At 52.4% G+C, this 23,297-nt stretch carries 1 protein-coding gene; it reads left to right on the top strand.

Translation table 11 applies throughout. The features are described from left to right. Nucleotides 1-1,322: 1,322 nt before the first annotated feature. On the top strand, nt 1,323-23,204 hold the full coding sequence (locus M1D71_RS03210; protein WP_458127148.1) for a non-ribosomal peptide synthase/polyketide synthase: 21,882 nt from the start codon (nt 1,323-1,325) through the stop codon (nt 23,202-23,204). The last annotated feature ends 93 nt before the right edge of the window (nt 23,205-23,297 follow it).

Below are 23,297 nucleotides of genomic sequence, written 5' to 3' on the forward strand. Positions count from 1 at the left end.
GAAAACAAGCTGTTTCTGGTACCTCACCGGGAGTAGCTTGTTTTCTTCTTTTTGATAATCTTATATTAACGAGTTTTGCTTCTTAGATAAATTTAATGGGATAAAACTTTTCTGTTTTTGAATTAGGAGGAAATCTCCATTGAGGCATTTTATGAATCTTTTAGTACATGAATATAATATCGACACATAACTGAAAGATTAGAGATGGTCCCCGGCATCAGCATGATATTTCAGGTTGCTGGGCATTATTGGATGAAATATAATATAAGTTGGAAGTATACGCTTTAATGGGAAAAGGGCATCAGGGTGTTAGATGCCTCCCTTCGTGGCTGAAAAGGAGTGGTGGACAATAATCGTTCGGAATATTTTTAATTCTTAGTTATGAGAACACATCTCATAAGGTGATGGTATTACAGGGTTCTCTTTTTTTATTTTCTCATTTGGAATTGTAATCACATACAATTCCAAATATTTATTATAAATTATAATAAATATTATTAATCACAAAAAAAGTTCACTCTTAGTCAAGGCTCACATTATGTTGGAGTAGGCTAAGCTTGGTACTCTGGTACCGATCGCACGGATTATTCGAAACGGCCAACGATGTCCTTGGCTTCGTTCTTAGAAAATTTATTTTGAGGGAAGCCCGCAAATACATACGGTTAAAACTTAACGCACAATTTTCAGCTTTGATCGTAAGTATGATCTCCTATCAAATACTTCAAGAGGTTGAAAATGAGAGACTTTCCTCACCGAGCATAGTGCCACATTGTTTCCTGCGTTATTAAACTAGTGCATACCAGAGGCAAATACTGGAGGCATTATTGAGAACATGGGGGATGCAGTGGAAGAGCAACGATTTCCATGCTACATGCAGTCGCGCAATTTGTACCGGCCAACTTGTGTCGAAGATTTCAGTTTCTTTGCAAAAGCATAAGGGATTTTGTACCCTTGCTTGCTGACCGATTAATGAAACGGGTTTTGTGAACAGTGTGCATGAACAAGAGGCAACACTGCCTAATTTATGCTTTTATCGCTACTGGGCATTGTGAAACACTATGCTTATCTACTGCCGTATCTACAAAAAAAAAGCACAATTCAGCTCCAAGCAAATATCAAAAAGTTATCGAACCGTATAAGGCTATTCGAAGGATGATAAAAGAAATAACAGCTTCAGGGAAGGAACTAACTTTATAGCAACGGAAGCGGTTTTACATCTAATTCGTGCTAGATACTTTAACTGATGGGTAGAGATGTAGGTTAAATATAAAGTTATTAAATGTATTGGAGGTTCAAAAATGGACTCTTTAACCGTTAGGCTTATGGCCTCTAGTGGTAGATATTCAGAAGCCGTTAGTTATTGGCTTGAAAAACTCGCAGATTCTCCCGCACCAACAACTATCTCTCAAGGGAGGGAAGGTGTTGCAGGCAATCAGTCGTTCCGACAGGTTGAACATCAGCTTACTAATGAAACCTTACATCGTGTATTGTCACTATCTAAGAATTCCGAACAAGCAATGTTCATGGTATTAATGTCAGGAACGCTATCGTTTCTTTCAAGGTATTTGAATCTTACGGATGTATTAGTGGGGATGCCCACACTAAAAAAGAGAGAAAGTGAAGAATCTGCTTCGGTTGTATTACCGATTCGCATCGGGATTAACTCTGACAGTACTTTCAGAGACGTGCTAATCCAGGTTCGCGATGGCTTAACTGAAGCCGCCAAACATCAAAAGTTTCCTCATACTTACATTTCTGAAAAAACTGGTCTGCCTATGAACCGGAATGAGTTGTTGAAATTTAGTACGATTGTCTCACTTAACAGCATACATCAAACTATTGATCCCGCCTTCTCTGAATGCAACATACATATATTTTTCCGAAAAGAGGACGATACACTTTCAGTTATACTGCAATATGATGCTAGTCGCTATGCTCATGATAGCCTGATCAAGTTGAAGCAGCAGCTCACTTACTTCCTTGAATTAGTGATGGAACAGATGAATACGCCGCTTTCCCAAATCGATATTGTTTCGAATCAGGAGAAGCAGCAGTTGCTGCATGCGTTTAACGACACGACGGCGGCGTATCCGCAGGAAGCAACGATTCACGGACTGTTTGAAGCACAGGTGGCAAAAACGCCAGATGCGGTTGCGGTGGTGTACGGGGATCAGCTGCTGACCTATACTGAATTGAACACGCAGGCAAATCAGCTAGCGTGGACGTTGCTCGAGCAAGGTCTAGGGCCGGATCGTATTGTGGCGATCCTGATGGATCGCTCGGTAGAGATGATCGTCGGGATGTTAGGCATTTTGAAGGCTGGTGGGGCCTACGTACCGATTGATCCGGATTATCCAGCTGACCGGATTGCTTATACGCTGACGGATAGTGGAGCTGCATGGCTCGTGACAATGCGTGACGTCGAGCTTCGTACGCAAGCGCTTCCGTTTAAGGGATGCCGGGTATATGTCGGAGAAATGAATTCGATGCCAGTGGAGAATCCACCGCAGGCGACGAATTCAGAGCATTTGGCCTATGTAATCTATACCTCAGGGACGACCGGACAGCCAAAAGGGACGATGATAACGCATCGGAACGTGGTACGGCTGATGTTCAACGACCGCATGGCGTTTGATTTCGACGAACGAGACGTGTGGACGATGTTCCACTCGTATTGCTTTGATTTCTCAGTATGGGAAATGTACGGAGCTTTGCTCTATGGAGGCAAGCTGGTCGTCGTACCACTGATGACGGCACGAGACCCAGAACAGATGCTCCGCCTGCTACAACACGAGAGGGTGACGGTGTTGAACCAGACACCTAGCGCGTTTTATGCGCTGGCGCACCGGGAAATGGACGAAGCGAACGCTAAGCTATCCGTACGAATGGTGATCTTTGGTGGAGAAGCCATATCGCCTAGCCAATTAGTGGGGTGGCGCCAAAAATATCCTAATACAGATTTAATCAACATGTATGGGACCACGGAAACGACCGTGCATGTGACGTATAAGAAGCTGGGTGAGGAGGACATTACAAGCGGCATCAGCAACATTGGCAAGCCGCTTCCGACGCTGCGGGCTTATGTTCTCGGAGCGGATCAGCAGCTGCAATCAATAGGCGTCGTGGGTGAGTTGTATATTGCCGGTGATGGTTTGGCAAGAGGTTATCTTAATCGGCCGGAGCTGACGGAGGAGAAATTTGTAGACAACCCGTTCGAGCCGGGAACAAAGATGTACCGGACAGGAGATTTGGTAAGATGGTTGCCGAACGGCAATCTTGAGTACTTGGGCCGAATCGACAACCAAGTGAAGATCCGCGGCTACCGGATCGAGTGTGGAGAGATTGAGGCGCAGCTTCTGGCACATGCGCATATACGGGAAGCGGTCGTCATGGATCAGAAGGATGAGCAAGGCGAGGCGTACTTATGCGCATATCTTGTAAGTGCTGAAACAGTTCCCGTTGCAGAACTGCGGGCACATTTGGCAACACAGCTGCCGGATTACATGATCCCGTCGCACTTTGTGGAAATGGAGAACATCCCCCTTAACACCAACGGTAAGGTGGATCGCAGGGCGCTGCCAATACCGGATGGGGAGGCGTACACTGCAACCTATGAAGCACCGCGGGATGCGTTGGAGACGCAATTGGTGGAGCTGTTCGCAGGGGTGCTGGGGGTCAACGAGGTTGGCATCGGCGATTCGTTCTTCGAGCGTGGCGGCCACTCGCTGAAAGCAGTGACGCTGGTGACGCGCATCCATCAGCAGTTGGAGGTGGAGCTACCGTTGCGGGAGCTATTCGCGCGACCGACAGTGAAGGCGTTAGCAGCTTATGTGCGCAGTGCGGATGAAAGTGACTACGGCCGGATCGAGCCCGCGGTAGCGCAGGTATCATACCCACTGTCATCGTCGCAACGGCGGTTGTACGTGCTGCATGAAGTGGAGCCGGAGAGCACGCGTTACAACATGCCGGGTGTCGTGGAACTGACTGGGCAGGTGGATGCAGATCGACTGGAGCAAGCCATTCGTTCGGTCATCGCCCGTCACGAATCGCTGCGCACATCGTTTATCTGGGTCGATGGTGAACCAAGACAACAGGTGCATGAAGATGTGACACTGGACTGGGAATGTCGAGATGTAGAAGAAGACCAAGCACGGGAGCTCACCCGGCGCTTCGTACGCCCGTTTGTGCTGAATCAGGCACCGCTGCTGCGGGCTGAGTTGCTGCGATTGACGGAAGATCGCTACTGGCTGCTGTGGGATATGCATCATATCGTGTCGGATGGCGTGTCGATGAGTATTCTGGTGTCGGACTTCCTGTCGGCGTATGCCGGTGAGAACCTGGCGCCGCTACGGATCCAGTACAAGGATTATGCGGTCTGGCAGCAGGGCATGCTCGAGGTGGAGCAGATGCAAGCGCAGGAGGCGTACTGGCTGTCGGCGTATGCGGAGGAAGTGCCGGTGCTGGAACTGCCGACCGACCGGATCCGTCCGGCGGCGCCAAGCAGTGAAGGCGGGCAGGTCCATACACAGATCAGTGCAGAGGTAGCCGAAGGGCTGAAGCGAATGGCGACAGAGACCGGAGCAACGCTGTACATGGTGCTGCTGGCGGCGTATAACGTGTGGCTGCACAAGTATACCGGGCAGACCGATATCGTGGTGGGCACGCCAGTGTCGGGACGGACCCATGGGGATACGGAGCCGATGATTGGCATGTTTGTCAACACGCTGGCACTGCGTAACGCGCCGTCGGGGGACAAGCCGTTCATGGATTTCGTGCGTGAAGTGAAAGAGCGGACCCTGGCCGCGTTTGAGCATCAGGACTATCCGTTCGATGAACTGGTGGAACAGCTGAACGTACGCCGGGACTTGAGCCGCAACCCGTTGTTTGACACGATGCTGATCCTGCAGAACATGGCACAGACGCGCTTCGAGTTGACGAATGTTGACGTTCGTCCAGTGGAACTAAACCACCCGACCACGAAATTTGATTTCACACTGAATGTGGTGGAGCGTGAGCCAGGACTTCAGCTGACGCTGGAATACAGCCGCGATCTGTTTAACGAGGAGACGGTGGAACGGTACCTGAGGCACTTCGTGCAGCTCGTGTCCCAAATGATCGCGCAGCCAGAAGCGAGCATTGGCTCGTATGAGCTGGTCACATCAGAAGAGAAGCAACAGCTACATGCATTTAACGACACGGCGGCAGAATATCCACGGGAAGCGACGATCCACGGGCTGTTTGAAGCGCAGGTGGAGAAAACGCCGGATGCGGTGGCTGTGATATGCGGCGACAAGCAGCTGACCTACGCGGAGCTGAACGCACGAGCGAATCAGTTGTCATGGATACTGCGAGACAATGGTGTTCAAGCAGATACGGTAGTGGGCATTGCAGCGGAGCGTTCGTTGGACATGATTATCGGTCTACTGGGAATATTGAAGGCTGGCGGTGCATATTTGCCGATCGACCCGGTGTTGCCGTTTGAACGGATTCGATCAATGCTCAAAGACAGCGGCGCAAGTGTACTATTGCGTCATCAGGGTGTAGACACGTATGGGTTCCAAGGGCGTATTCTGGAATTCGAGACTGCTGAGACAGGAGAGCTACTTGAAACGAACCCCGGTGTGATAGTAATGCCAGACCATTTGGCGTATGTGATGTACACCTCGGGAACGACCGGTCGACCGAAAGGCGTCATGATTGAGCATCGTTCTGTTGTCAATTTCCTGTTTGGAATGACAGCGAGGATTGCATTCGAGCCGACCAAGCCGATTTTATTTGCGGCGACATTATCCTTTGACATCTCGGTCGTGGAGACTTTACTGGCATTAACCCAGGGTATGCGGATTATTGTAGCTACCCAGGATCAGCAGAGGGATCCACAGCAGTTGACCGAACTAATTAAACGCCATCAGATAGCGATGCTGCAGGCAACGCCATCCAGACTTCATACGCTATTGGCTATTCGTTCTGATTACTCTTGGCTGGAGAGTGTGAGCGACATCATGGTTGGCGGGGAGGCGCTCACAGAAGATCTGTTGAATCAATTGCAGACCCTATCTTCGGCGGCGATATATAACATGTTTGGTCCGACAGAAACGACGGTCTGGTCAATGCTGCGGGACGTCAGCACAGAGCAGACCGTGACGATCGGTAGTCCTAATGCTAATATGCGCTACTATGTTGTTGATCCAAACGGTCAATTGCAACCTATTGGCGTCGCGGGTGAGCTATGTATAGCCGGGGAAGGTGTGGGCCGTGGTTATATTAATCAACCTGAATTGACTCTGGAGAAATACGTGGATAACCCGTTCGAACCGGGGACGAAGATGTATCGGACGGGAGATTTGGGAAGATGGCAGCCGGACGGTAACCTTGTGTACATGGGACGAATGGATCATCAAGTGAAAATCCGTGGGCATCGCATCGAATGTGGGGAGATCGAAGTTCGACTGAAAGAGCATGAACACATCCGTCAAGCGGTCGTGTTGTCTCGAAACGATGAACATGGGCAGGCATACCTGTGTGCTTATCTGGTATACAGCCTGCCGCTGACCGTAGCCGAAATACATGATCACCTGTCTCGGTATTTGCCGGACTATATGATCCCGTCCTATTTTGTGGAAATGGAGAACATTCCACTCAACAATAACGGTAAGGTGGACCGCAAAATGCTGCCGGCACCGGATCGGGAAGCATACACGAAAGCCTATGAAGCACCGCGGGATGCGCTGGAGACGCACTTAGCAGAGCTATTCGCAGAGGTGCTGGGCGTAAACGAGGTTGGTATCGGCGATTCGTTCTTCGAGCGCGGGGGTCATTCGCTGAAAGCAGTGACACTGGTGACGCGCATCCATCAGCAACTGGCGGTGCAGCTACCGCTGCGGGAGCTATTCGCGCGACCGACAGTGAAGGCATTGTCTGAATATGTGCGCAGTGCGGATGAAAGCGACTACGGCCGGATCGAGCCCGCGGCAACGCAGGCATCCTACCCGCTGTCGTCGTCGCAGCGGCGATTGTATGTACTGCATGAAGTGGATCCGGAGAGTACACGGTATAACATGCCAGGTGTGATGGAACTGGTCGGGCAGGTGGATGCCGGTCGACTGGAGCAAGCGATTCATTCAGTCATCGCTCGTCACGAATCCCTACGTACATCGTTTATCTGGGTCGATGGTGAACCGAGGCAACAGGTGCATGAAGACGTGTCGTTAGAGTGGGTATACCGGGAAGTAGCAGAAGCAGAAGCGCGCGAGTTCAGCCGACGATTCGTACGTCCGTTCGTGCTGGATCAGGCACCGCTGCTGCGGGCTGAGTTGCTGCGATTGACGGAAGATCGCTACTGGTTGCTGTGGGATATGCATCATATCGTGTCGGACGGCGTGTCGATGAATATTTTAGTATCGGACTTCCTCACGGCGTATGGTGGCGAGGAGTTGGCACCGCTGCAGATCCAGTACAAAGACTACGCCGTGTGGCAACAAAGCACGCTCGAGGTGGAGCGGATGCAGGCACATGGAGCGTACTGGCTGTCGGCGTATGCGGAGGAAGTGCCGGTGCTGGAGCTGCCGACCGACCGGATACGTCCGGCGGTACCAAGTAGCGAAGGCGGGCAGGTCCATACACAGATCAGTGCGGAGGTAGCCGAAGGGCTGAAGCGAATTGCGACAGAGACCGGAGCAACGCTGTACATGGTGCTGCTGGCGGCGTATAACGTGTGGCTGCACAAGTATACCGGGCAGACCGATATCGTGGTGGGTACACCGGTGTCCGGACGGACCCATGGCGATACGGAACCGATGATCGGCATGTTTGTCAACACGCTGGCTCTGCGTAACGCGCCATCGGGGGACAAACAGTTCATGGACTTCGTATGGGAAGTGAAAGAGCGGACACTGGCGGCGTTTGAGCATCAGGACTATCCGTTCGAGGAACTGGTGGAGCAGCTGAACGTGCGACGCGATCTGAGCCGCAACCCGCTGTTTGACACGATGTTGATCCTGCAGAACATGGAACAGCCGCGCTTTGAGTTAGCGAATGTTGAGGTTCGTCCAGTGGAACTGAACCACCCGACTACGAAGTTTGATTTCACACTGAATGTGGTGGAGCGTGAGCAAGGACTGCAGCTGATGCTGGAATACAGCCGCGATCTGTTTAACGAGGAGACGGTGGAACGGTACCTGAGACACTTCGTGCAACTTGTGTCCCAAATGATAGCGCAGCCGGAAGCGAGCATTGGCTCGTATGAGCTGCTCACGTTAGAAGAGAAACAGCAGCTACATGCATTTAATGACACGGCGGCGGATTATCCACGGGAAGCGACCATCCACGGACTATTCGAGGCACAGGTGGAGAAAACGCCGGATGCGGTGGCGGTGGTGTACGGAGATCAGCAGCTGACCTATGCGGAGCTGAATGCACGGGCCAATCAGCTGGCGTGGACGCTGCGCGAGCAAGGTGTAGGACCAGACCGCATGGTGGCGATTATGGCGGAACGCTCGCTGGAACTGATGGTCGGGCTTTACGGTATCTTGAAGGCTGGCGGGGCCTACGTGCCGATCGACCCATCGCTACCTGCGGAGCGCATCCGGTATATGCTCGAGGACAGTGGCGCGGCTGTGCTGCTCGTTCAACCTGGCCTGGATTCATGCGGATTTGAAGGTACGGTTATCGAGTTGAGCGCTGGAGGAGAAGTGCCATCGGATGCGAATCTGCCGCTAAACCTGGATTCGGGGCATTTGGCGTATGTGATCTATACCTCGGGAACCACGGGAAACCCGAAAGGGGTCATGATTGAACATCGGGCGGTGATTAACCGTCTCTACTGGATGCAGAACCGCTACCCGATTGGAGAACAGGATGTCATTTTGCAGAAGACACCGATTACGTTTGACGTTTCGGTGTGGGAACTGTTCTGGTGGGGGATGACTGGTGCTCGGGTCAGCATGCTTGCACCGCAGGGAGAGAAAGATCCAGCGGTACTGGCTGAAACAATTGAGCAGCAAGGGGTCACAGTGATGCATTTTGTACCATCAATGCTGAGCGTCTTCCTGGAGCAAGCGGGCAAGATGTTCCATCAAGAAAAGCTGAGTAGCTTGCACCGGGTCTTTGCCAGCGGTGAAGCATTGAAGCCGCAGCAAGTGACGGGTTTTTACAAGCTACTGGAAGGAAGCGAGACAACGCTTCACAACCTGTATGGGCCGACAGAAGCTACAGTCGATGTCACATATTACGACAGTATTTCAACCTTTGCGGAAGCGACTGTGCCGATCGGCAAGCCGATCGCGAATACACATCTGTACATTGTGGATGATCAGGGCCAACTGCAGCCGATGGGTGTTGCGGGTGAACTGTGCATCGCAGGTGACGGCCTGGCGCGAGGGTACCTCAATCGGCCAGAGCTGACGGCGGAGAAATTCGTCGACAACCCGTTAGAGCCGGGAACGCGGATGTACCGAACGGGGGATTTGGCAAGATGGTTGCCGAACGGCAATCTGGAGTACTTGGGCCGGATCGACCACCAGGTGAAGATCCGGGGCTACCGGATCGAGTGTGGGGAGATCGAGGCGCAGCTTTTGACCCATGCGCATATTCGCGAAGCCGTTGTGCTGGCCCGCGAGGATGAGAAAGGACAGGCATACTTGTGCGCATATCTCGTGAGTGAAGAGGCTGTTTCCGTTGAAGAACTACGGGCGCATTTGGCAGTACAATTGCCGGAATACATGATCCCGTCCTATGTTGTAGAAGTGGAAAACATCCCGCTAAATACCAGCGGCAAGGTGGACCGCGAGACGTTACCAGTGCCGAAAGCGCAGCATCCCGGCAGCAATTACGAGGTGCCAAGCACGCCGAAGCAGCAACAACTGGCAGAGATTTGGCAGGATTTGCTGGGATTGGAGCAGGTCGGTATCCACGATAACTTCTTTGTGCTGGGCGGTGACTCGATCAAGGCCATTCGTTTGGTTAGCCGAATCAATCGTGACCTGGACGCATCCCTCCCGTTAAAAGAGTTGTACCTGCATCAGACCATCAAAGAGCTAGCGGAGATTTTAGCGCAGAAGCACAAGCCAAATCGGCAGCTGGAGTTGGGACAGGAGATGCTGGAGCAGATGAAGCGGCGCATCACGGACGATCCAGAACAGGTGAAATACCTGCCGGCAGCATACGAGGACGTGTATCCACTGAGCAAAATACAGCAGAGTATGGTGTTCTACTCGAGATTGCGACCGGAGGAACCAATCTACCACGATCAGTTTTTATACTATTTCAAGATCGTATCGACGGATCGGTTTACCGAAGCACTGCAGTGGTTATCCGATAAGCATCCGATTCTGCGTACCACCTTCGACCTCACGCATTTCGAGGAAGAAGTCCAGATTGTGCATGCCCGGATTGTGCCTGATTTTTTAATAGAAGATATTTCTTTACTTGGCCAAGAAGAGCAGGAACATGTCATTAGCGCATATATTGAACAAGACCAGTGTAACGTGTTCCGGTTCGATGGCGAGGTGCTGTGGCGAGTTCGCTTGTTCCGACTGAATACACAGCATGATTATTGTCTGGTGTTTACGTTCCATCATGCGATTCTGGATGGATGGAGCGTGGCGTCCTTTCAACAAGAGGCCATAGACATATACCTGCAACTGCTGCAGAAAAAAAAGATCGATATGAAGCCACTACAAAGCAGCTACAAGAATTATGTGGCGATCAACCGATATCGGGAGAGCGATGAGGAAAGTCGACAATATTGGATCAATGAATTGGCGGGGTATACCCGCAACAAGTTGCCATTTAACTACGCAGGTAAGAAGAGAGACCGCGGAGCGGTCAGTAAAATGTATCGCAGACAACTGAGCAGCACGTTGCTGGAAGCCTTGAAGCGTCAGGCGAAGCGGTACGGGTGTACCGTCAAGGAACTGTGCTTGAGCGCGCATATGTATCTGCTGGGCATTCTGACGACGGAGGAAGAGGTTGTCACGGGTGTGGTCAGCCACGACCGCCCAGCTCTTGAGGATGCGGATAAAGTGTTAGGCTGTTTCCTAAATACGGTCCCAATCAGGATGGGAGTCACACGTCGAGTGTCCAAGTCGGAACTAGTGTGCCGTACAAAACAGCAGCTTGCACACATGAAGGCGAATGAACTGTTCCTGGTCGATATCGCCCATGCGATCGGCGAAGTATCGAGCCCGTCAGTCAACCCGATCTTCGATACGCTGTTTAACTATACGGATTTCCATGTGCTGGAGGAAGTACAGCTGGAGGATGGAATGGTAGCGGAGACAGCGGCAATGAGCTTGGAAGCAAACGAAATGACGAATACATGGTTTGACCTTGAGGTATCGCAATTCCTTGAGAACTTGAACGTGCAGATTAAATATGCGTCGGCTTATTTTGAGGATCATGAAATCAATACCGCCTTCGTTTGGTACGAGCGCATCTTGGGAGCGTTGTGCGATGAGAAGACGGATTTCTTGTCGATGGAGCATCTGATGACGGAAGCAGAACGGCAAGAGATTGTGTATGAATGGAACCGGACTGACATGCAGTACGCAGTAGAGAAGACACTGCATCAACTATTTGAGGAACAAGCGGCGAAGACACCCGAGCGACCGGCTTTACGCTGGAACGGTCAGCTATTGACTTATCGGGAACTGAACGAGCGTTCGAACCGATTGGCTTGGCGGCTACAGGCACGCGGGGTGAACGTTAATGATCATGTCGGATTGATGACCGAGCGAGGCTTTGAGATGATCGTGGGTATGCTGGCGATTCTAAAAGCCGGGGCAGCGTATGTACCGATGGACCCGAACTATCCGCAAAGCCGGATCGCACATATCATCAGCCATGCAGACGTACGGATTGTTGTGGTCGATCGGGAGTATGCAGAAACGTCTGCGCAATTCATCGATAGCCGGGATCCATCGCTGATCGAGCATTCGAGTGAAGTGCTTCAGCTTGCTAAAGATTCGCACGAGCTGGCATACATTATTTACACGTCCGGTTCGACCGGAGAGCCGAAAGGAGTCATGATTGAGCATCATTCGGCAGTAAACTTGATTAGCTGGGTCAATCAGGAGTTTGACGTGCATGAGGAAGATCGGCTGTTATTCATTACTTCGGTGTGCTTCGACTTGTCGGTGTATGACATCTTCGGCCCACTGGCGGTTGGAGCCCAGATTGTGATTGCAAGTCAGGAGCAGGTGCAGGATCCGAAACAAATACAGCTACTGCTTGAAGAGGAAGCGATTACGATCTGGGACTCGGTGCCGACGACGCTAAATCATGTGCTGCATGGTATAGCAGAACAAAACGAAGCAATCAGCCAGCACACTTTGCGGCTGGCACTGGTAAGCGGGGACTGGATTCCGGTCGATTTGATGGAACGCGCGAAGGTATATTTCCCGAATGTTCATGTGATAGGACTTGGGGGAGCGACGGAAGCAACCGTGTGGTCTAACTACTACCCGATTGAGGAAGTGTTGACCGATCAAACGAGCATTCCGTACGGAAAGCCTCTGGGAAATAACACTTTTTACATTCTGGATGCAGATCGGCATCCGGTGCCGTATGGGGTGGCCGGGGAACTGTATATCGGGGGAGTGGGCGTAGCCAGAGGATATTTGAATGATCCGGTCAAGACACGTGCATCGTTCATGGTCAATCCATTTGTACCGCAAGGATGGATGTATCGGACGGGGGATATTGGACGGATGCTGCCGGACGGCAATATGGAGTTTCTAGGACGTCAAGATTACCAGGTGAAGATCCGCGGGTACCGGGTGGAGTTGGGTGAGATTGAGAACCAGCTACTGAAGCATGAGGCGGTCCGCGAAGCGGTAGTGATAAACCGAGAGGATGCCGCTGGAGGGAACTACTTGAGCGCCTATGTGGTGTTACAGGAGGAAACGTCTTCGGCAGATATTCGGGAGCACCTGAGACAAGCACTGCCGGGATACATGATCCCTGGGTACATGATACCAATTGAGTGTTTGCCGCTCACCCCTAACGGCAAAATAGATCGCAAAGCGTTGCCGGAACCCGTTGCTAGAGTTCATTCGGAAGAACGTTATGAAGCGGCAAGCACCGAAACGGAACTGAAGCTGCTTAGTATTTGGCAGGACGTGCTTAATATAGAGAACATTGGTGTGTGGGACGATTTCTTTGCAATCGGGGGGCACTCCTTGCGGGCAACCACGCTGGTATCCAAAGTTCAGAAAAAGATGAATTTAGAGCTAACGCTGCAGGAAGTATTCCGACTGCCGACGATCAAGGAGCAGGCTCGGAAGCTTGAGGGAATGTCGAAGAAGACGTACAGCGCCATCGAACCGGCGAACCCGGATGAAGATTATCCACTATCGTCGGCGCAACGGCGATTGTATGTACTGCATGAAGTGGATCCGGAGAGTACACGGTATAACATGCCAGGTGTGATCGAACTGGTCGGGCAGGTGGATGCCGGTCGACTGGAGCAAGCGATTCATTCAGTCATCGCTCGTCACGAATCCCTACGTACATCGTTTATCTGGGTCGATGGTGAACCGAGGCAACAGGTGCATGAAGACGTGCCGTTAGAGTGGGTATACCGGGAAGTAGCAGAAGCGGAAGCGCGCGAGTTCAGCCGACGATTCGTACGTCCGTTCGTGCTGGATCAGACACCGCTGCTGCGGGCTGAGTTGCTGCGATTGGCGGAAGATCGCTACTGGTTGCTGTGGGACATGCATCATATCGTGTCGGACGGCGTGTCGATGAATATTTTAGTATCGGACTTCCTCACGGCGTATGGTGGCGAGGAGCTGGCACCGCTGCAGATCCAGTACAAAGACTACGCCGTGTGGCAACAAAGCACGCTCGAGGTGGAGCGGATGCAAGCGCATGAAGCATACTGGCTATCGGTCTACGCCGAGGAAGTGCCGGTGCTGGAACTGCCGACCGACCGGATACGTCCGGCGGTGCCAAGCAGTGAAGGTGGGCAGGTTCATACGCAGATTAGTGCGGAGGTAGCCGAGGGACTGAAGCGAATTGCGACAGAGACCGGAGCAACGCTGTACATGGTGCTGCTGGCGGCATATAACGTGTGGCTGCACAAGTATACCGGGCAGACCGATATCGTGGTGGGCACTCCGGTGTCCGGACGGACCCATGGGGATACGGAGCCAATGATCGGCATGTTTGTCAACACGCTGGCACTGCGTAACGCGCCATCGGGGGACAAGCGGTTCATGGACTTCGTGCGTGAAGTGAAAGAGCGGACGCTGGCCGCGTTTGAGCATCAGGACTATCCGTTCGATGAACTGGTGGAGCAGCTGAACGTGCGACGCGATCTGAGCCGCAACCCGTTGTTTGACACGATGCTGATCCTGCAGAACATGGCACAGACGCGCTTTGAGTTAGCGAATGTTGAGGTTGGTTCAGTGGAACTGAACCACCCGACCACGAAGTTTGATTTCACACTGAATGTGGTGGAGCGTGAGCCAGGACTTCAGCTGACGCTGGAATACAGCCGCGATCTGTTTAACGAGGAGACGGTGGAACGGTACCTGAGGCACTTCGTGCAGCTCGTGTCCCAAATGATCGCGCAGCCAGAAGCGAGCATTGGCTCGTATGAGCTGGTCACATCAGAAGAGAAGCAGCAGCTACATGCATTTAACGACACGGCGGCAGAATATCCACGGGAAGCGACGATCCACGGGCTGTTTGAAGCGCAGGTGGAGAAAACGCCGGATGCGGTGGCTGTGATATGCGGCGACAAGCAGCTGACCTACGCGGAGCTGAACGCACGAGCGAATCAGTTGTCATGGATACTGCGAGACAATGGTGTTCAAGCAGATACGGTAGTGGGCATTGCAGCGGAGCGTTCGTTGGACATGATTATCGGTCTACTGGGAATATTGAAGGCTGGCGGTGCATATTTGCCGATCGACCCGGTGTTGCCGTTTGAACGGATTCGATCAATGCTCAAAGACAGCGGCGCAAGTGTACTATTGCGTCATCAGGGTGTAGACACGTATGGGTTCCAAGGGCGTATTCTGGAATTCGAGACTGCTGAGACAGGAGAGCTACTTGAAACGAACCCCGGTGTGATAGTAATGCCAGACCATTTGGCGTATGTGATGTACACCTCGGGAACGACCGGTCGACCGAAAGGCGTCATGATTGAGCATCGTTCTGTTGTCAATTTCCTGTTTGGAATGACAGCGAGGATTGCATTCGAGCCGACCAAGCCGATTTTATTTGCGGCGACATTATCCTTTGACATCTCGGTCGTGGAGACTTTACTGGCATTAACCCAGGGTATGCGGATTATTGTAGCTACCCAGGATCAGCAGAGGGATCCACAGCAGTTGACCGAACTAATTAAACGCCATCAGATAGCGATGCTGCAGGCAACGCCATCCAGACTTCATACGCTATTGGCTATTCGTTCTGATTACTCTTGGCTGGAGAGTGTGAGCGACATCATGGTTGGCGGGGAGGCGCTCACAGAAGATCTGTTGAATCAATTGCAGACCCTATCTTCGGCGGCGATATATAACATGTTTGGTCCGACAGAAACGACGGTGTGGTCAATGCTGCGGGACGTCAGCACAGAGCAGACCGTGACGATCGGTAGTCCTAATGCTAATATGCGCTACTATGTTGTTGATCCAAACGGTCAATTGCAACCTATTGGCGTCGCGGGTGAGCTATGTATAGCCGGGGAAGGTGTGGGCCGTGGTTATATTAATCAACCTGAATTGACTCTGGAGAAATACGTGGATAACCCGTTCGAACCGGGGACGAAGATGTATCGGACGGGAGATTTGGGAAGATGGCAGCCGGACGGTAACCTTGTGTACATGGGACGAATGGATCATCAAGTGAAAATCCGTGGGCATCGCATCGAATGTGGGGAGATCGAAGTTCGACTGAAAGAGCATGAACACATCCGTCAAGCGGTCGTGTTGTCTCGAAACGATGAACATGGGCAGGCATACCTGTGTGCTTATCTGGTATACAGCCTGCCGCTGACCGTAGCCGAAATCCATGATCACCTGTCTCGGTATTTGCCGGACTATATGATCCCGTCCTATTTTGTGGAAATGGAGAACATTCCACTCAACAATAACGGTAAGGTGGACCGCAAAATGCTACCGGCACCGGATCGAGAAGCATACACGAAAGCCTATGAAGCACCGCGGGATGTGCTGGAGACGCAATTGGTGGAGCTGTTCGCAGGGGTACTGGGGGTCAACGAGGTTGGCATCGGCGATTCGTTCTTCGAGCGCGGCGGCCACTCGTTGAAAGCAGTGACACTGGTGACGCGCATCCATCAGCAGCTGGCGGTGGAGCTACCCTTGCGGGAGCTATTCGCGCGCCCGACAGTGAAGGCGTTAGCAGCTTATGTACGCAGCGCAGATGAAAGCGACTACGGCCGGATTGAGCCCGCGGTAGCGCAGGCATCCTACCCGCTATCGTCGGCGCAGAGGCGGTTGTATGTGCTGCATGAGATGGAACCGGAGAGCACACGGTATAACATGCCAGGTGTGATGGAACTGGTCGGGAAGGTGGATGCCGGTCGACTGGGACAAGCCATTCGTTCGGTCATCGCCCGTCATGAATCCCTACGTACATCGTTCATCTGGATCGATGGTGAACCAAGGCAACAGGTGTATGAAGACGTGCCGTTGGAGTGGGTGTACCGGGAAGTAGAAGAAGCAGAAGCGCGCGAGTTCAGCCGACGATTCGTGCGACCGTTCGTGCTGGATCAGGCACCGCTGCTGCGGGCTGAGTTGCTGCGATTAGCAGAAGATCGTTATTGGCTACTGTGGGATATGCATCATATCGTGTCGGACGGCATGTCGATGGGAATTTTAATATCGGATTTCCTGGCGGCGTATGCCGGGAAGGAACTGGCGCCGCTGCGGATCCAGTACAAAGATTACGCAGTCTGGCAGCAGGGCACGCTCGAGGTGGAGCGGATGCAAGTGCAGGAGGCGTACTGGCTGTCGGCGTATGCGGAGGAAGTGCCGGTGCTGGAGCTGCCGACCGACCGGATCCGTCCGGCGGTACCAAGTAGCGAAGGGGGGCAGGTCCATACACAGATCAGTGCGGAGGTAGCCGAAGGGCTGAAGCGAATGGCGACAGAGACCGGAGCAACGCTGTACATGGTGCTGCTGGCGGCATATAACGTGTGGCTGCACAAGTATACCGGGCAGACCGATATCGTGGTGGGCACGCCAGTGTCGGGACGGACCCATGGGGATACGGAGCCGATGATCGGCATGTTTGTCAACACGCTGGCACTGCGTAACGCGCCGTCGGGGGACAAGCCGTTCATGGACTTCGTGCGCGAAGTGAAAGAGCGGACCCTGGCCGCGTTTGAGCATCAGGACTATCCGTTCGATGAACTGGTGGAGCAGCTGAACGTGCGACGCGATCTGAGCCGCAACCCGTTGTTTGACACGATGCTGATCCTGCAGAACATGGCACAGACGCGCTTTGAGTTAGCGAATGTTGAGGTTGGTTCAGTGGAACTGAACCACCCGACCACGAAGTTTGATTTCACACTGAATGTGGTGGAGCGTGAGCCAGGACTTCAGCTGACGCTGGAATACAGCCGCGATCTGTTTAACGAGGAGACGGTGGAACGGTACCTGAGGCACTTCGTGCAGCTCGTGTCCCAAATGATCGCGCAGCCAGAAGCGAGCATTGGCTCGTATGAGCTGGTCACATCAGAAGAGAAGCAGCAGCTACATGCATTTAACGACACGGCGGCAGAATATCCACGGGAAGCGACGATCCACGGGCTGTTTGAAGCGCAGGTGGAGAAAACGCCGGATGCGGTGGCTGTGATATGCGGCGACAAGCAGCTGACCTACGCGGAGCTGAACGCACGAGCGAATCAGTTGTCATGGATACTGCGAGACAATGGTGTTCAAGCAGATACGGTAGTGGGCATTGCAGCGGAGCGTTCGTTGGACATGATTATCGGTCTACTGGGAATATTGAAGGCTGGCGGTGCATATTTGCCGATCGACCCGGTGTTGCCGTTTGAACGGATTCGATCAATGCTCAAAGACAGCGGCGCAAGTGTACTATTGCGTCATCAGGGTGTAGACACGTATGGGTTCCAAGGGCGTATTCTGGAATTCGAGACTGCCGAGACAGGAGAGCTACTTGAAACGAACCCCGGTGTGATAGTAATGCCAGACCATTTGGCGTATGTGATGTACACCTCGGGAACGACCGGTCGACCGAAAGGCGTCATGATTGAGCATCGTTCTGTTGTCAATTTCCTGTTTGGAATGACAGCGAGGATTGCATTCGAGCCGACCAAGCCGATTTTATTTGCGGCGACATTATCCTTTGACATCTCGGTCGTGGAGACTTTACTGGCATTAACCCAGGGTATGCGGATTATTGTAGCTACCCAGGATCAGCAGAGGGATCCACAGCAGTTGAGCGAACTAATTAAACGCCATCAGATAGCGATGCTGCAGGCAACGCCATCCAGACTTCATACGCTATTGGCTATTAGTTCTGATTACTCCTGGCTGGAGAGTGTGAGCGACATCATGGTTGGCGGGGAGGCGCTAACAGAAGATCTGTTGAATCAATTACAGACCCTATCTTCGGCGGCGATATATAACATGTTTGGTCCGACAGAAACGACGGTGTGGTCAATGCTGCGGGACGTCAGCACAGAGCAGACCGTGACGATCGGTAGTCCTAATGCTAATATGCGCTACTATGTTGTTGATCCAAACGGTCAATTGCAACCTATTGGCGTCGCGGGTGAGCTATGTATAGCCGGGGAAGGTGTGGGCCGTGGTTATATTAATCAACCTGAATTGACTCTGGAGAAATACGTGGATAACCCGTTCGAACCGGGGACGAAGATGTATCGGACGGGAGATTTGGGAAGATGGCAGCCGGACGGTAACCTTGTGTACATGGGACGAATGGATCATCAAGTGAAAATCCGTGGGCATCGCATCGAATGTGGGGAGATCGAAGTTCGACTGAAAGAGCATGAACACATCCGTCAAGCGGTCGTGTTGTCTCGAAACGATGAACATGGGCAGGCATACCTGTGTGCTTATCTGGTATACAGCCTGCCGCTGACCGTAGCCGAAATCCATGATCACCTGTCTCGGTATTTGCCGGACTATATGATCCCGTCCTATTTTGTGGAAATGGAGAACATTCCACTCAACAATAACGGTAAGGTGGACCGCAAAATGCTGCCGGCACCGGATCGGGAAGCATACACGAAAGCCTATGAAGCACCGCGGGATGCGCTGGAGACGCACTTAGCAGAGCTATTCGCAGAGGTGCTGGGCGTAAACGAGGTTGGTATCGGCGATTCGTTCTTCGAGCGCGGCGGCCACTCGTTGAAAGCAGTGACACTGGTGACACGCATCCATCAGCAGCTGGCGGTGCAGCTACCGCTGCGGGAGCTATTCGCGCGACCGACAGTGAAGGCATTGTCTGAATATGTGCGCAGTGCGGATGAAAGCGACTACGGCCGGATCGAGCCCGCGGCAACGCAGGCATCCTACCCGCTGTCGTCGTCGCAGCGGCGATTGTATGTACTGCATGAAGTGGATCCGGAGAGTACACGGTATAACATGCCAGGTGTGATCGAACTGGTCGGGCAGGTGGATGCCGGTCGACTGGAGCAAGCGATTCATTCAGTCATCGCTCGTCACGAATCCCTACGTACATCGTTTATCTGGGTCGATGGTGAACCGAGGCAACAGGTGCATGAAGACGTGCCGTTAGAGTGGGTATACCGGGAAGTAGCAGAAGCGGAAGCGCGCGAGTTCAGCCGACGATTCGTACGTCCGTTCGTGCTGGATCAGACACCGCTGCTGCGGGCTGAGTTGCTGCGATTGGCGGAAGATCGCTACTGGTTGCTGTGGGACATGCATCATATCGTGTCGGACGGCGTGTCGATGAATATTTTAGTATCGGACTTCCTCACGGCGTATGGTGGCGAGGAGTTGGCACCGCTGCAGATCCAGTACAAAGACTACGCCGTGTGGCAACAAAGCACGCTCGAGGTGGAGCGGATGCAGGCACATGGAGCGTACTGGCTGTCGGCGTATGCGGAGGAAGTGCCGGTGCTGGAGCTGCCGACCGACCGGATACGTCCGGCGGTACCAAGTAGCGAAGGCGGGCAGGTCCATACACAGATCAGTGCGGAGGTAGCCGAAGGGCTGAAGCGAATTGCGACAGAGACCGGAGCAACGCTGTACATGGTGCTGCTGGCGGCGTATAACGTGTGGCTGCACAAGTATACCGGGCAGACCGATATCGTGGTGGGTACACCGGTGTCCGGACGGACCCATGGCGATACGGAACCGATGATCGGCATGTTTGTCAACACGCTGGCTCTGCGTAACGCGCCATCGGGGGACAAACAGTTCATGGACTTCGTATGGGAAGTGAAAGAGCGGACACTGGCGGCGTTTGAGCATCAGGACTATCCGTTCGAGGAACTGGTGGAGCAGCTGAACGTGCGACGCGATCTGAGCCGCAACCCGCTGTTTGACACGATGTTGATCCTGCAGAACATGGAACAGCCGCGCTTTGAGTTAGCGAATGTTGAGGTTCGTCCAGTGGAACTGAACCACCCGACTACGAAGTTTGATTTCACACTGAATGTGGTGGAGCGTGAGCAAGGACTGCAGCTGACGCTGGAATACAGCCGCGCGTTGTTTAACGAAGAGACGGTGGAACGGTACCTGAGGCACTTCGTGCAGCTCGTGTCCCAAATGATCGAGCAGCCGAAAGCGAGCATTGGCTCGTATGAGCTTATAACATCCGAGGAGAAGCAGCAGCTACATGCATTTAACGACACGGCAATGGATTATCCACGAGAAGCAACAATCCACGGACTGTTTGAAGCGCAGGTGAAGAAGACACCGGATGCGGTAGCGGTGGTGTATGGAGATCAGCAATTGACCTACGCGGAGTTGAATGCACGGGCGAATCAGCTGGCGTGGACGCTGCGTGGACAAGGTGTAGGACCAGATCGAATGGTGGCCATTATGGCGGAACGTTCGCTGGAACTGATGGTCGGGCTTTACGGTATCTTGAAGGCCGGCGGGGCATACGTGCCAATCGACCCATCGCTGCCTGCGGAGCGCATCCGGTATATGCTTGAGGACAGTGGCGCGGCTGTGCTACTAGTTCAAACTGGCCTGGATCGTTGCGGATTTGAAGGCACGGTCATCGAGTTGAGCTCTGGAGGAGAAGTGTCATCCGAGGTCAATCCGCCAATAAAGTTGGATTCTGGGTATTTGGCGTATGTGATCTATACCTCGGGGACCACCGGGAACCCGAAAGGGGTCATGATTGAGCACCGTTCAGTAGTTAATTTTATTGCAGGGATGGGGCAATTGATTCCATTTACTCCGGCGAAGTCAATTTTATCTGCGACGACGCTATCGTTCGACATCTCGGTGGTGGAGACGCTCCTGTCGTTGGCGCAAGGCATGCGGGTCGTGTTGGTCAACGAAGAAGAGCAGAGGGACCCTCAGCAGCTGGCGGCGCTAATCGAGTACGAGCAGATAGGGATGGTGCAGATGACGCCATCGAGACTGAAGATGCTGTTGTCAGCGGGCTTTGAGACTTGGCTAGAAAATGTAACGGAAATACTGATCGGTGGGGAGGCCTGGACGGAGGAACTGCTGGCGGAGCTGCAAAGCAAATCGAAGGCTGTGCTGTTCAATATGTACGGTCCGACGGAGACGACAATTTGGTCCGCGGTGCGAGAAGTGACCGCCGATCAATCCGTGAGGGTCGGGAGGCCGATCGCGAATACGCAGCTGTACATTGTGAATGACAACTGGCAACTGCAGCCGATGGGCGTCGCAGGGGAGCTATGCATCGCAGGTGATGGCCTGGCGCGGGGCTATCTCAACCGGCCGGACCTCACGGCGGAGAAATTTGTAGACAACCCGTTCGAGCCGGGGACGCGAATGTATCGGACAGGGGATTTGGCGAGATGGTTGCCAGACGGCAATCTGGAGTACTTGGGCCGGATGGACCACCAAGTGAAGATCCGCGGCTACCGGATTGAATGCGGGGAGATTGAGACGCAGCTTCTGGCGCATGCGCATATCCGCGAAGCAGTCGTCTTGGCCCATGAAGAGGAGCAAGGGCAGACATATTTATGCGCGTATCTGGTATGTAGCATGCCGCTAACTGTAGCCCAAATACATGCTCACTTGTCTCAGTGTTTGCCGGACTATATGATCCCGTCCTATTTTGTGGAGATGGAGAATATTCCACTCAATAATAACGGCAAGGTCGACCGTAAATTGCTTCTTATTCCAGATATTACAATGAATGATCAAGAAGAGAAATTACCGCCTATTACCAAGATTGAATCTGAAATTATAAAAATATGGCAGGCAGTTCTTCACAAAAGTGACATAGGGGTTTTGGATAACTTCTTTTATGTGGGCGGGAACTCATTGCGCATTATAGATGTGTATACCAAGTTAGAGAAAAAGTATCCGGGCATATTTGTTTTAGCTGATTTGTTCGGAAAGCCGAACGTACGTCAATTGGCTCGGTACGTCGAAACGAATTATGCGCAGAAACAAGCATTTAATTGGAAGCCCCTTGCAGTCCCAACCTTAGGTTTGGTAGAGCAGGGAGAATACATTCCAGGCGATGTAATGCGCTTTGAGTTATCGGAAAAAATGGGGCAGAGCTTGGCACGCGTTTCAAGTCACTATAGCGTCCAAAAGGTATCTGTGCTGATGACTGCTTTTGCATATTTGATGTCAGAATACGCACAAACAGAAACGGTTATTTTGCCTTGCTTATTAGAAAGTGAGGTATTATGCCAAGTTGAGGTTTCGTTCCAAGAAGCTGAAGAGTTGGAGGAAGTTTTTGAAATAGTAGACAGATACCTGAAAACGGAAGATCGATTTGATTGGGACCAGGTGAAGTATACTACTTATGAACAACAAGAAGGTCAGTTACTTTGTGCATTTATAGACGCTGTCCCATTACCGGCAGGATTTGCTAAACAGTTTGATCTCGTGCTCAACTGTGGAGGGGATGGCCGTATCCTTTCCATGACATGTGAGTACAACCGCAGCAGAATTTTACAAGCTTCGGTTGAGAGACTGCTTCGTCAGTTCGTAAGCTTATTGGAGAAAATCCTTGAACAGTGTGAAAAAAAGGCCGGTCTACTAAAGGTATGAAGGGTATGAAGGGTATGAAGGGTATGAAGTGAACATTGATAATAGGGGAAGGGGAGAAAATCTCCTTCTCCTCCTTTGTTCTACAATTCATAC

The organism is Paenibacillus sp. Z3-2 (assembly GCF_054161325.1).

Coding starts and splice junctions, on each gene's coding strand:
- M1D71_RS03210 (WP_458127148.1), top strand. CDS start 1,323: ATGGCCTCTAGTGGTAGATATTCAGAAGCCGTTAGTTATTGGCTTGAA.